The organism is Paenarthrobacter sp. E2MeOHC11, from assembly GCF_058744955.1.
Genome location: NZ_CP196673.1, coordinates 1,492,590 through 1,505,090 on the forward strand (window position 1 = coordinate 1,492,590; position 12,501 = coordinate 1,505,090).

The 12,501-nt window shown below is 62.2% G+C and carries 13 protein-coding genes; 7 read left to right on the forward strand and 6 right to left on the reverse strand.

The window, feature by feature from the left end:
- Nucleotides 1-7: 7 nt before the first annotated feature.
- The 4 genes from ACSSVG_RS06795 to ACSSVG_RS06810 form a co-directional block, all read right to left on the reverse strand.
- Nucleotides 8-1,342, reverse strand: coding sequence for an extracellular solute-binding protein (locus ACSSVG_RS06795; RefSeq protein WP_492418044.1), 1,335 nt, complete (start codon nt 1,340-1,342; stop codon nt 8-10).
- 184 nt (nt 1,343-1,526) lie between these two features.
- Nucleotides 1,527-2,528, reverse strand: coding sequence for a LacI family DNA-binding transcriptional regulator (locus tag ACSSVG_RS06800; protein ID WP_492418046.1), 1,002 nt, complete (start codon nt 2,526-2,528; stop codon nt 1,527-1,529).
- A gap of 157 nt (nt 2,529-2,685) precedes the next feature.
- Nucleotides 2,686-3,477 (reverse strand): TIM barrel protein, encoded by a 792-nt coding sequence (locus ACSSVG_RS06805; RefSeq protein WP_492418048.1) that lies wholly within the window; start codon nt 3,475-3,477, stop codon nt 2,686-2,688.
- Entirely contained in the window at nt 3,474-4,595 is a 1,122-nt protein-coding gene (locus ACSSVG_RS06810; protein WP_492418050.1) for a Gfo/Idh/MocA family oxidoreductase, read from the reverse strand. The genes ACSSVG_RS06805 and ACSSVG_RS06810 overlap by 4 nt, the downstream gene beginning before the upstream one ends.
- A gap of 107 nt (nt 4,596-4,702) precedes the next feature.
- Here ACSSVG_RS06810 and ACSSVG_RS06815 point away from each other — a divergent pair, with 107 nt between their 5' ends.
- Both ACSSVG_RS06815 and ACSSVG_RS06820 read left to right on the forward strand, forming a co-directional pair.
- On the forward strand, nt 4,703-5,710 hold the full coding sequence (locus tag ACSSVG_RS06815) for a LacI family DNA-binding transcriptional regulator (protein WP_492418052.1): 1,008 nt from the start codon (nt 4,703-4,705) through the stop codon (nt 5,708-5,710).
- Between the two features lie 44 nt (nt 5,711-5,754).
- Complete coding sequence (locus tag ACSSVG_RS06820; protein ID WP_231340522.1) at nt 5,755-6,441, forward strand: TetR/AcrR family transcriptional regulator; 687 nt, start codon at nt 5,755-5,757, stop codon at nt 6,439-6,441.
- A gap of 1 nt (nt 6,442) precedes the next feature.
- On the opposite strand, the gene ACSSVG_RS06825 is transcribed toward ACSSVG_RS06820, so the two are convergent.
- Both ACSSVG_RS06825 and ACSSVG_RS06830 read right to left on the reverse strand, forming a co-directional pair.
- Nucleotides 6,443-7,132, reverse strand: coding sequence for a LytR C-terminal domain-containing protein (locus tag ACSSVG_RS06825; RefSeq protein ID WP_253466229.1), 690 nt, complete (start codon nt 7,130-7,132; stop codon nt 6,443-6,445).
- A 16-nt stretch (nt 7,133-7,148) separates the two neighbouring features.
- Nucleotides 7,149-7,448, reverse strand: coding sequence for a type II toxin-antitoxin system VapB family antitoxin (locus ACSSVG_RS06830; RefSeq protein ID WP_011773432.1), 300 nt, complete (start codon nt 7,446-7,448; stop codon nt 7,149-7,151).
- 321 nt (nt 7,449-7,769) lie between these two features.
- Here ACSSVG_RS06830 and ACSSVG_RS06835 point away from each other — a divergent pair, with 321 nt between their 5' ends.
- The 5 genes from ACSSVG_RS06835 to ACSSVG_RS06855 all read left to right on the forward strand — a co-directional run bounded on the left by ACSSVG_RS06835 (nt 7,770) and on the right by ACSSVG_RS06855 (nt 12,500).
- Nucleotides 7,770-9,758 (forward strand): alpha/beta hydrolase, encoded by a 1,989-nt coding sequence (locus tag ACSSVG_RS06835; protein WP_492418055.1) that lies wholly within the window; start codon nt 7,770-7,772, stop codon nt 9,756-9,758.
- A 151-nt stretch (nt 9,759-9,909) separates the two neighbouring features.
- The gene (locus ACSSVG_RS06840; RefSeq protein WP_157731655.1) at nt 9,910-10,305 is read left to right on the forward strand and encodes a hypothetical protein; all 396 of its coding nucleotides are present in this window, start codon (nt 9,910-9,912) and stop codon (nt 10,303-10,305) included.
- A gap of 180 nt (nt 10,306-10,485) precedes the next feature.
- Nucleotides 10,486-10,875: a hypothetical protein gene (locus tag ACSSVG_RS06845; RefSeq protein WP_492418057.1), complete on the forward strand. Its 390-nt coding sequence runs from the start codon at nt 10,486-10,488 to the stop codon at nt 10,873-10,875.
- Between the two features lie 183 nt (nt 10,876-11,058).
- A complete protein-coding gene (locus ACSSVG_RS06850) occupies nt 11,059-11,451 on the forward strand; it encodes a hypothetical protein (protein WP_231340518.1) in 393 nt (130 codons plus the stop codon).
- 128 nt (nt 11,452-11,579) lie between these two features.
- Entirely contained in the window at nt 11,580-12,500 is a 921-nt protein-coding gene (locus tag ACSSVG_RS06855) for a Cof-type HAD-IIB family hydrolase (protein WP_492418059.1), read from the forward strand.
- Nucleotide 12,501 lies beyond the last annotated feature (1 nt).

Here is a 12,501-nt window from a genome sequence, read left to right on the forward strand (position 1 = left end):
GGGCCGGTCAGACCGGGTTGGGACGGGAGAGGAGGGTGTTGGTGCGTTGTTCGAAGGCATCCCATCCTGCCGATGCCTTGTCCCTTCCCAGGAGCACGTTCTGGACGTTCTCGGCGAAGTAGGTCTGCCAGTCCGAGCCGGAGCCGCTGAACCAGGCTTCGGGATCGTAGGCAATGATGTCCGCCGCGTTGGCGTAGTGAATCTGCGGGGTGAGTTCGCGGTACGCCTGCGACTGGACCACAGGCTGGTACCCGGGAATGTGTCCGGCCTCCGCCCAGGACAGGGATCCTTTGAGGACATCGGTGACGAACTTGTAGACGTCCCTGCGCTTGTCCTCGTTGACGTTGAGTTGGCGCGGCAGGACGAACGAGTGCGAGTCGGCGTAGGAGGCCGGCGTCCCGTACAGCGTGGGAATGGTGGCGGCGTCAACGGGGATGCCGGCTTTCTTCATGGTGGGAAGTTCCCAGACACCGCTGAACAACATTCCCGAGCCGCCGCGGGCGAACTCGGCGATGCCGGTGCTGATGTCTCCGGCCTGGGCTGCGATGGTGTCGTCAAACAGTGAAGCCATGAATTCCAGCGACTCAATGGCCGCGTCCCGGTCCACCTTCATAGGCTGGCCCGGCGTCAGTTCCATGTCCACGCCATGCTGCTTGTAGAGGGTGTAGAACAGGCGCCACATCTGCGACCCACTGCCCAGGTAGCCGAAGGACAGGCCGTGGGCCTTGGTCACTTTCTGCATTTCCAAGGCCATGGCTTTGAACTCGTCCGGAGAGCTCACCTCCTGAAGCTGCCCGTTGCTGCCCAGGACGCCCGCTTTGCCTGCAACATCTGTGTTGTAGAACATCACGAACGGGTGTGAGTCCAAGGCGATGGAGAAGACCTTGCCGCCATGCTGGCTCTTCTCCCAGATTCTGGGAGCGAAGTCGGATGCCGTCACGCCGTTCTCGGCAAGAAGGTCCAGGTCCCACGGATCGATGAGTCCGCCCGGCGCATAACCGGGCACCCGGCTGGCGTGCATGATGGCCACCTCGGGTGGGCGGCCTCCTGCCGATGCCATGGCCAATTTGGTGTAATACGGCGGCCCCCAGGCAAGCACCGTGGGGTGCACCTTGAAACCGGGATTGGCCTGGTTGGCCGCGTTGATCATGGCCTGCATTTTGATGCCGTCACCGCCGGAGAGGAGGTGCCAGAACCCGACGTCCTGGACGGCCGCAGCCTGGGCGGCCCCTCCACAACCGCTGAGGCCTGTTGCCAGGAGCCCCCCGCCAAGAAGGGCCGAACCTGTCAATAGCTGTCTCCGGGACAACTGTTTCCCGGTCAAAGATTCAAACTGCTTCACCCGTCACTCCTTTGGATGGGTCCGCTGAAAGGTCACTGCTGTGTTGCTCAAGATCCGGCTCCGGCGCGTCCCCACACTCGGTAATAGGTGGCCCGGGGGTGACGCAGGTCTCACATTACATCGATGTAATAGACAGGGCAAGAGAAAATTGTTAGCGCACACAATTTGGTGACCAGCTCTCGTTTCAGGCCTTGCTGCTGTCCCGCTCCACAATGCTGTACTCGATTTCAACGAGGCGCTGGCCCTGGCCCCGGTCGCCCATGCGCTCCGTGAGGAGACGCAGGGCTTCGCTGGCAATGGTTCGCTTGTCAAAGGAGACGGTCGTCAGGGAAGGGACGGCGTAGCGGCCATCGGCAATATCATCGAAACCCGCCACGGCGATTTCCTCAGGGATCCGCAAGCCCCTCTTCCAGAGCACGCTCAGGGCACCAATCGCCATGGAGTCGGTGAAACAGAAGAGAGCCTCTGGGACAGGATGCGTCTCCAGATAAGCATCCAGGGCTTTGGCGGCGGTTTCGGGCGTCCACTTTTCGCAAGGAATCAGCAGCGACTCATCCCGCGGAATACCCAGGATGTCCAAAGCGGCTTCATACCCTTGGGTACGCTGGATGGCCGCCGCAGATCCTCGCCCCTGGGTTGTTCCAAGGACCGCAATGCGCCGACGCCCGGGCTTGGCCAGCGCCAGCGTCATGTCCTGGGCCGCCGTCAGGCTGTTCACAAAGACCCGATCGGCCAGCTGCTGCGTCACCTCGCCCAAAAGAACCACAGGAGGCAGGGCCACTCCAACCTTGACCGCACTCTCATCCAACACCACGGGATTGAGGATCAATCCGTCGATCAGGTTGGAGCGGGCCCGGGTCATCAGTTCCTGCTCGCGGCGCGGGTCCGAGCCCGTTTCCTCAATCTGGACAATCCAGCCCTGCTCGTGGGCCACCTCCACAATGTGATGGGCCACCTCTGCAGAGTACGGTGTTGCGAGGTCCGGCAACGCCAAGGCAATAACCCCGGAGCGACCATTCCGCAGTCCGCGCGCAGAAAGGTTGGGGACGTAATCCAGTTCCGCCATGGCCTGCTCAACCCTGAGCCGGGTAGGACCACTGACCGGCACGACTCCGTTCATCACGTTCGAGACGGTTTTGGGCGAAACCCCCGCACGGCGCGCCACGTCCTTGACCGTTGCGCGCAATACGCCCCCTAGCTACAGTGTTGACCGGCGCAGCGACTGACCGGTTTTCCTTGATGCTACGCGAGTTTTTCTCCCTGGATGCAGCGCCCTGGCGCCAGTTACGGCCAACGCGAGGGCGTTCGGTGCCGTCCCGGACCCGCGGGCAGGCCGCTCTTGGCTAGCTTTCAAAGGCCGCACGGAAAGCCGCCAGCGCGGCATCACCTGATTGCAGGTCCTCTCCCCCGGCGGCCTTCGCCTCGAGGCCTATGACCCCCGCGTATCCGGCCTTCTGAAGAGCATCTGCGACGCCGCGGTAGTTGACTTCCCCGGTGCCGGGTTCGCAACGGCCGGGGACGTCAGCCACCTGTATTTCTCCGATCCAGGGCAACGCGGCCCGGACAAGTTCGATCAGGTTTCCCTCGCCGATTTGGGCGTGATACAGGTCCAGCATCATCCTGACATGGGGGTGGTTAACTGCGGAGACCAGCGCCAAAGTGTCCTTGGCCCGCGCCAAAGGGATTCCAGGGTGGTCCAGGATGGTGTTCAGGTTCTCAAGCGCGAAGGTCACTCCGTGCTTCTCGCCCAGCGCCCCCAGGCGTTCGAGGGTGCTTCGACCGGTCAGCCACATCTCACCGGTAGACCGGTGAACCGGTCGGACAGCCCTGCCTCCCTCCCCGAGCTCCGCAGGGTGGACCACCATCCGCTCGACGCCAAGTTCAAGCGCCACGGGAATCAACTTCTCCGCGGACGCCAGCACGTCCTCGGCACCGCCGGGATCAGTGAGGCTGCCGCCAAAATAGCCGCTCATCGACGAGAACCGGGCACCTGTTGCTGCCAGGGCCGCGACATCCCGGCCGCGGGTGTCCCACAGCTCCACCTCGAACCCTTGCCCGTGGATCCTCTTCACCCGCTCCGTCAAGGGCAGTTCGCCGTAGAGCATTTCAGCGCATACGGCCAGGCGGAAGCTCATGCGTTGTCCCCCACAGCGAGCAGCGCGGGTTCCGCCGGACGCAGTGCGGCAATCGATGCCACATCGACAGACAGCCCGGCGTGGGCCGAACGGGTGGCAGCCAGGGCAACGGCCAGCGCATTCCGCGCGTCGGTTCCGCCAGCACCTTGGGCCGCGGGAGCCTGGGTCCCATCGCGGTCAGCCTTCACCGCATCCACAAAGTGGGCGAGTTCAGCCGTGTAGGCATCGTGAAAGAGGTCCACGTTCAGGCGGACGGTGGCCGCATTGATGCCGGCAGCAGTGTAGCTCGTAGCCGAGTTGGCCTGCGGGCCTCCCGCCGTCACCATCCCCGCAGTGCCAAATACCTCTCCGCGCACGTCATAGCCGTACAGGGCATTGAAGTTGGCCTCGGCCACGGCAATGGCCCCGTTGCTGTAGGTCACGGTGACCACAGCGGTATCCAACAGCCCGCCCTCTTTTGCCTCGGGAGCTACCAGCGCGTCAGCCACGGCATGGACTCGAACAGGGACAGCGCCGGGGTTCAGCCAGTTCAAGGTATCAAAGTCGTGGATGAGGGTCTCAAGGAAAATGGTGCCCGGTGCAATCCGCTCCGGATTGGCAATCCCGTCCTTGCTTCCCGGGTCGCGGGTCAGGGACCGCAACAACTGCGGAGTTCCCACAGCGCCATCATCGATGAGTTGGCGGGCGGCAGCGAAATCTGCCGCGTAGCGGCGGTTGAAACCGAACTGGACCACCACACCCGCGGCCTCTGCTGCTTTCAGCGCCTCGTCAAGTTCTTCCACCGTGCGACCGCCCGGCTTTTCGCAGAAGGCATGCTTACCGGCACGTGCTGCCGCTGCGATCAGCCCGGAATGAAAGCGAGCCGGCGCGGAGATCAGGACAGCATCCACCTCGGGATCATTCAGTACATCCTCCGGGTCAGTACTGATCTTGCGGACACCCAGTCGGCCGGCCAGTGACTGGACGGCGGGAAGAGCCGGATCCACGATGGCCTCTAGCCGGGCGTTGGGGATGCGCTGCGCAACGGATTCGGCGTGGAAACCGCCAATCCATCCCGCTCCGATCAGAGCAATACGAACCGGCCGGTCTTCACTGACCTGGTGCTGAAGGTAAACCATGGGAGCTCCTGACGCATGTCTTCTAGATCGTTCTAGTCCGACCATACTGACATGCGTTTTACGTCCCGTCTAGATCGTTCTATACACTGGTTGCAACGGGAGGAAATATGTCAGAATTGCAGCGCCGCCCCACCCTGATGGACGTAGCCGAGGCGGCCGGTGTCTCGCGGGCCTTGGTTTCCATCGTGATGCGGGGCGCACCCGGCGCGGCGGAATCCACCCGGCAAAGAGTCCTGCAGGCGGCCAGCGATCTCGGCTATCGGGCGGACTCCCGTGCGAGGCTGCTGCGGAGCAGCAGGACGAAACTCCTGGGCCTCGCCTTTTCCAGCTCACAGCCGTTTCACGCTGAAATCGTCGACGCCGCCTACGCGGAGGCGTCTGCCAGGGGGTATGAGATAACGCTGAGCGCAGTGGCCGGCGGCAGACCCGAGGCCCGCGCCATCGAAACTTTGCTGGATGTCGGCGCCGAGGCGTTGATCATCATCGCCCCCACCCTCAGCGTGGATGATCTGGCACGGCACGCCCACCAGGTGCCGGTGGTGAGCCTCCTGCGCGACGATGTGGGCGAGTACGTGGATTCGGTCAGCAGCGACGATCACGCCGGCATCGCACTGGCCGTTGACCATCTGGCCAGCCTGGGTCATCGCCGGATCGTCCACGTGGACGGCGGCACGGTCGTCTCATCGGACAAACGCCGGGAGACGTACCGCGCGGAAATGATCCGGCACGGCCTGCAACCTGTGGTTGTTTCCGGCGGCGCCGGAGAGGAGGACGGCATGAGAGCGGGGCAGACCCTTCAGGCTGACCTGCCAACGGCTGTCATTGCCTTCAACGACAGGTCGGCCCTCGGGGTTATGGAAAGTTTCAAGGCCGCGGGAATCAGCATTCCCGCGGATGTATCGGTAGTCGGCTATGACGACAGCAACTTCGCCAAGCTGAGTTACGTCCAGCTATCCTCTGTCAGCCAGGACGCTCCGCTCCTTGCCGCCGCCGCCGTCGGCCGTGCCGTGGACCGAATTGATGGGGCAAAGTCGCCGGGCAGCGTGGTCCGGACACCGCACCTGGTCATCCGCAAAACCACGGCCCGGGCTCCCGAAGGAAACAGCGACACCTGACAAAACCCGCAGCTCTTAGTGACAGATCACTGTAAAGTGTCTATATGCCAAGGATCACGGCCGCCACGAATGCTGCCCAACGTGCCGAGACCCAACGTCGGATTCTGACCGCCTTTGGAGAGCTCCTCTTCACCCATGGCCTTCCCGGCCTCACCATGACGGACGTCGCGCGCCACGCAGGCGTCGGCCGCACCGCCGTCTACAACTACTACGCGGACATGGAGCAACTGCTCATCGCGTACGCCTTGGATGAGACGGAACGCTTCATCGTGGACCTCCGCGATTCGCTGGCCGCACTCGAGAATCCGGTGGATAGGCTGGCCCTCTATGTCCGCGCGCAGGTGGAAGATCTGAGCCGCCGCCACTTGCCTCCCGGGCCGGCCATGGCCGCGGTCCTCTCCCCCGGTTCCTTCGCGAAGCTCGCGGACCACGTGGGAGACCTCAACGTCCTGCTGCAGGACATCCTGCAGGACGGTGTCCACCAGGGCTACCTCCCCGACGTCGACGTCGCCCAACTGGCCCGGCTCATTCTCGGAACGCTGTCTGCCAGCGCCGCACGACGCAACCGAACGCCCGACGGCGAGACTCCCCCGCCAGCCCCGGCCACCGACGTCGAGGCCCACACATCTCAAACTGTGCGCTTCATCCAGCTGGGTGCGGGTGCCCGCTTCGACGAAAAGGGCAGGCCCCTCCGGTTGGATTCACCGTCCCACAACGCCTTGGCCAGCTAGGCTACTGCCCCGCCGGAAGCGTGGGGACGACCGGCCACTTGGAGTTGTCTGCAATCCGGAGGTCTTCACGCGGGCAGAGCAGCTTCCCCGGAGTCTGGTCCACCAGTTCCGGTTCCACCAGGCCTTCGTAGCCCGAGGTGAGGATGACATCCACGGATTCGTCCTCGCGGTTGTCCTGGAAGTAGTCAGTGCCGGCAAGGTTGCGCTGGATATTGAACGCGGCCGCTTGCCCCTTGACTCCGGAAACCACAACGCCGACTCCTGTGTAGGCGGTGTCGCTGTTGTCCACGGACGCCACCTTGAAACCGCGGGCCGTGAACTGCTCAGCGACGGTTCCAGCCAACCCACCACGGGACGTAGCGTTGAAGACATTGAGATTAACCGTTTCGTTCGGGACGTAGTCGAACGTGGTGGTGGGGCACAGACTGGTGGGAGCTTTGCTGGCGATCGCGGTGGGGACCTTGATGACGCCGTTCATGATCGCCCAAGCGCCAACGGCACCGGCAGCGATCACGCCCACCAGCAGCACAAGAACGATTCCGTGGAACAACCGGCGTCGGAAACGGCTCTTCTGGGCCGCGGCATCCTCGGCAAACGTTGCCCGCAGCTCCGGTCCGGTGACCACGTGGTGGCCGTGAAGCTGCGTCGCATCCTTGGGACGCTTAGGTTTTTTTGCTGGGGACGTGTCCACCTCCGGACCCGTCAGCCTAGCCATCGATCACCAGGACGCGTGCGTGGATCGCCGTCCTCTGGTGGAGCGCCGTGCGCACGGCCCTATGGAGCCCGTCTTCGAGGTACATGACGCCCTGATACTGGACAACGTGCGGGAACAGGTCGCCGAAGAAGGTTGAGTCTTCAGCCAACAATGCCTCCAAATCCAGGGTTCGTTTGGTGGTTACCAGTTCATCGAGGCGGATAGGGCGCGGGGGCAAGGCAGCCCAGTCCCGCGGCGCCGAGTATCCATGGTCAGGGTACGGGCGTCCCTCGCCCACAGCTTTGAAGATCACCCTGCAAGCCTATGGAAGTTGGCGCCCTAACGGAACTTGTGACCCGCAGCACAGGCAGGTTGTAGCCAAAAGGTGACTTCCGGCTTCTGCTCCTACGGCCCCGGAGCTGGACTCCCGCAGATCACCCGCTCAAGCAACACCCTGCTTTGCTTCACTGACACATTCAGTTCCTCGGCCACCCGCTCCGTCGTCAGGAATCGGTGCATCTTGGCATCCTCTGGCATACACAACCTCCTAAAGCCGTACAACACCACGACCTCCAATTGCCCAAACAGCAGTTATGCTAATCGTTGGATTTATCGTTCTGGTTTGGGGGCAGGCATGGGAATTGCTTTTGATGACGGCGCAGCCGACGCGCTGATCACTGCCGCGAACTTCGCCGACGAACTCCTGCGTGCCGAGGGAGGCTTCCTGCATGGGGCCGTGGAACAGGCAGTGCAGGACTTCAACGGCGGCTACGGGCGCCTGTTCAAGGACGCCTGCGGCATCAGGTCCGATGATCGCGGCAAGCTGGCAGGTGTCCTCGCGGTTCTGGCCGAGGACGTCGGCGAGGCCAAGCACAGGGCCCGGCAAGAGAAAGCCCGGCAAAAGAACATGGAAGCCTGGCAGCAACGCGACAACATCCGCAAACAGCACCTGCTCTCCGGGAACATCGCCGAAGCATCCGTGACATTCGCCACCATGATCCTGGACCCGATGCCCGAGAGCACACCGGTCCCTGCACCGGCTGTTTCAGCGGTGTTTTCGCCGCGGGACCGGCCCCGGTTCGCCGGCGGATCAGGAACCGGAACCACCTCGGCTGACCCGGGCAAGCTGCGCGGCTTCGCCTCAGTGTCCCGGACTGCCACGAACACCTTGAACTCACACTTTGTCGCAGTCCGGAACGCCTGGAGCGGCTTCACAGCATCCTGTTCCTGGGTGAACATCGAGACTGAATCGTTTGTTGCTGGTTTTGAGCGGTTGCTCGCCGCCAACGCAGCAGACGCCGATTGGATAGAGCAGGTCGCCACCGCATTCGAAACAGCCGGCAGCGGCGCCGTGGCGGACAGCATGCTCAACGGGCTCTTCATCCAGTACGCAGCACCAAACCAAGTGGGTTTGAACGACATCGGAACCATGAGTGCAGCGCAACTGAAGGTTTGGCTCGGTAATGGTGGCACCGCCCGGCTGCGGGAACTCCTGACCCAACCAGGACTGGACCCCGTAGCCACAGCCACGTGGTGGTCTGGCCTCGGCCACACCGTCGAGCCTGCCACCGGGAAAATCACCGTCGGTGAAGAACAGCACCTTCTGATCGATGCACTTCCGGACGTTATTGGGAACCTGAACGGTGTCACCGCGACCGCCAGGGACCTTGCCAACCGCAAAAAGTTGCTGCAGATGCACGACTACTGGAAGAAGTACCGCGAAGAGCACGGCGGAAAAGTTGATGAAGGCTCCCAGGAAGGCATGGTCAACAAAGTCTGGGAATCGCTCTACGACAGCCAGGGCAAGCCGAAAACCAATCCTCAGGATCCATCCGACATCCGGCAACTAATCAGCTTCGCTCCCTTTAGTCTCGGGACAGGATCGGAGACCGGGTTCGGTGCATCTATTTCCGTGGGAGACCTCGACGCCGCCAAGCACGTCACCTACCAGCTCCCCGGGCTGGACACCACCATCGGCAAGGACATGGCATCCAAGACCAAACAGGCCAATGATCAGCGGCTTGATCAACGCAAACTCGCCGGTTCCAACGGGCTGGATAAGAACCGGATTGCTGTCGTTGCCTGGATTGGTGTCGAGCCGGCCCAGGGTCTGGGTGTGTTCAGCAACGACCAAGCAAGAGTCGTGGGTCCTGCCCTTCGCAACTACGCGACAGGGGTCAACGCCGTTCACCAAAACCTCGACATCGCAGCCATGACAACAGCAGTCGGGCACTCCATGGGTTCCCTCGGGGCCATGGAGGCAGCAAAAACCGAGCTGCCTGTCGATAACCTCGTTCTCGTCGGGGACGTTGGGGCCCCTGACAACGTGACCTCCGTGAACGATCTCCACCTGAACCCCGGCGGCACCGTATACCGGGGAACCTACGACTGGGACCACGTAGCTGAAGTCGGGCATGGGCTCGGCTGGCAGCGTAAAAGCACCGCAGCCCCGGATTCGGCGCCGTCACCTTCGGCACGGACGGCATCACGGGACCTGATGGTGCCACAGAACTCCCAACGAAAACCCACGACGGACAAACAGGCGGCAAGGACGGCATCTACGGGTACTTCGACAGGAGAACCCAGTCAAGCTATAACCAAGCCAGAATCGCCCTCGGCTTGAATGACCAACTCACGAATGCGACACGATGACAACCATGCACCGCCCCCTTAACAGGCGCATCCTTCCCGCCGCAGCCATCCTTCTAATCACCCTTGCAGGGTGCGGAACAACCCCTGGAACCAACCCACCTACCAGCACCGCGGAGCAAACCATGGACCCAGAACAAGCCCGCACAGAGTACTTCAACCTCTTCAACAAGATTCAGGCCCTCGCCCCCGGCGACTGGGATGTCGCGCCGCCCTCCGAATATCAAGGGGATGTCTGCCGGCTCCCGGACGGGTCTGACGGTACCCAATTCTCAATCGATACCAGTCGAAGTCCGCTGAGCCGGGAAGAAATGGACGCTCTGCACGACAAGGTAAAAACTGTCTTCGTGTCCACGGGGTTCACTGTGAAGCAAGAATCCGATGGCGGCCCGAACTTCGTCAGACACACCGACGTGTTCGGGCCCGACAAATTCGTCATGGGGCTCACCACCGGAAAGTACGAAATAAACCTTGGCGGAAACACCCGCTGCGTTCCCGACCCGGAAGGCAAATTTCGCTAGAAAACGATGACAACCATGCACCGCCCCCTTTACAGACGCGTACTTTCCACCAGTGCCGTCCTGCTGCTGCTCGTGTCCGGATGCGCCGCTGGGTCTTCGGGCAGGAGTGCTGATGGAGGTCTCCCACCCTCTCAAACCGCCGCAAGCAACATGCTTCCCAATGGTGGGAATGGGTTGAATATGACACCGGAAGAGGCCAGAACGGAGTTCTTCGGACTCCTCGATGAGATTCAGGCCTTGTCACCAGGTGACTGGGTGAACGAGGACGTACCGGCAGGTGGATACTGCAACTTCCAGGACACCGGAAGCGGCAAGCAGTTCGCCGGCGGCCGGACCACGGGACCCCTCAGCTCCGCCGAGCGCGAGACACTCAGGCAGAAAGTCTCATCATTTTATGAATCACGCGGGTACAAAGTTCAGACCCTCGATAAATCAACCACCACGAATAATTTGCTCATCACTACTGCATTCGGACCCGATGGGTTATCCGTCGCCCTATACACGGGCGACCTCGGCACAATAATCGATGGCAGCAGCCGCTGTGTCCCGGACCCGGAGGTAGCAAAATAGCCTCTCCACGGGCACGGTAATGGTTACAGCGGCCAAAGAGGGAATCAAGAAACGTTGAATCGACTACTGATGGTGTCTAGGTCCAGACACGTCCTTACTGCCGCGGCGGTAATTCTTCTCACCCTTGCAGGATGCGGCTCAGCGCCGAGCACCAACCCGCCTATCAGCACCGCGGAGCAGACCATGGAGCCCGAACAAGCCCGCACGGAATACCTCGGCATCTTCACACAAATTCAAGCTCTCGCCCCGGGCGATTGGACGAAAATTACACCCGATAAACCCGGTATGGCGTGCCCCCTCCCGGACGGGACCGAGGGCACTCGGTTCAATTTCGACAGCATGCACGGCGCGATCTCAGAAGATCAGGCTGAAGCGATACATAAGACGGTAAAGGAAGTCTTTGAAAGCAAAGGGCTAAGAGTTGTACAAACCCAGCCCTCGGGAGCGAACCGAGACCAGACGACCACAGGCTTTGGCGATGGCAAGTTCTCCATGCAGCTTGGAACGAGCAGCTTCGGAACCACACTCGGCGGCAACACCCGATGCGCGCCGGATCCCGAAGGCAAATTCCGGTAGGAAGCAGTGACCAAGCAATGTCCGTCGGTACTGGCGCGTCCTTTCCACGAGTGCCGTCCAGATCCTTCGTAGGGCGTCACAGACGTCATAGCTGTGATGGGGACCGCGGGGACTGACAGAATAGGGGCATGACTCAACCGCTCCACGGTACTGACCGGACCGCTGCCCACGCCACGCCTCCTTTGGCGTTGCTGCTGGACGTCGATGGCCCCATCGCCAGCCCTGTGACGCGTGACGTCAAGCCGGACATTATTGCGGACATGGTTGCCCTGGCTTCGGCCGGGATCCCCGTCGTTTTCAACACGGGCCGCTCGGATGCGTTCATCAGCGAGCAGGTCATGGGCCCCATGATCGCCGCCGGGATGCCAGCCAACACCGTCATCCACGCCATCTGCGAGAAGGGCGCTGTGTGGTTCAGCTACACGGCGGAAGGCCCCGGTCCTATCCACGTGGACCACGAACTCGCAGTGCCCAAGGCCTACGGCGACGATATACGCCGATTGGTTGCCGAGGACTATTCCGCGCACATGTTTTTCGACGAGACCAAGCGCGCCATGGTTTCCGTGGAGCAGCACCTCGACGTGGCCAGCGCGGACTACCTGGCCGAACAGAAACTCTTCGACGCCGACGCCCTGGACATCATGGGACGGCATGGTCTCAACGCGGCAATCCTGGACCACCACGCGCCGGAGTCCGATGACACGGCGGACTACCGCCTGGACCCCACCATCATCTCCACGGACATCGAATCCGTCCGCCTCGGCAAGGACCTCGGAGCCAGCCGCGCCGTCGAACTGCTCGCGGCGCAGGGCATCACTCCGCTCTCTTGGCGGACCGTGGGTGATTCCCGCACGGACTATGCCATGGCAGACTGGCTTCACCACAACGATCACGACGTAAAGCACGTGGACGTCCGGCCCGCAGACGGCGTACCGGTGAAGCCCTACACCATACTGACGGCCGCTGACCTCCAACTGGCGGACGACGTCATCCACGACGACGCCGGCGGCGCTTTCCTCCGCAACTGGCGCGAGGCCCTTTCCATCTAAC

Coding starts and splice junctions, on each gene's coding strand:
- ACSSVG_RS06805 (WP_492418048.1), bottom strand. CDS start 3,477: ATGAGCTTCCGCCTGGCCGTATGCGCTGAAATGCTCTACGGCGAACTG.
- ACSSVG_RS06810 (WP_492418050.1), bottom strand. CDS start 4,595: ATGGTTTACCTTCAGCACCAGGTCAGTGAAGACCGGCCGGTTCGTATT.
- ACSSVG_RS06815 (WP_492418052.1), top strand. CDS start 4,703: ATGTCAGAATTGCAGCGCCGCCCCACCCTGATGGACGTAGCCGAGGCG.
- ACSSVG_RS06820 (WP_231340522.1), top strand. CDS start 5,755: ATGCCAAGGATCACGGCCGCCACGAATGCTGCCCAACGTGCCGAGACC.
- ACSSVG_RS06835 (WP_492418055.1), top strand. CDS start 7,770: ATGGGAATTGCTTTTGATGACGGCGCAGCCGACGCGCTGATCACTGCC.
- ACSSVG_RS06840 (WP_157731655.1), top strand. CDS start 9,910: ATGGACCCAGAACAAGCCCGCACAGAGTACTTCAACCTCTTCAACAAG.
- ACSSVG_RS06845 (WP_492418057.1), top strand. CDS start 10,486: ATGACACCGGAAGAGGCCAGAACGGAGTTCTTCGGACTCCTCGATGAG.
- ACSSVG_RS06850 (WP_231340518.1), top strand. CDS start 11,059: ATGGAGCCCGAACAAGCCCGCACGGAATACCTCGGCATCTTCACACAA.
- ACSSVG_RS06855 (WP_492418059.1), top strand. CDS start 11,580: ATGACTCAACCGCTCCACGGTACTGACCGGACCGCTGCCCACGCCACG.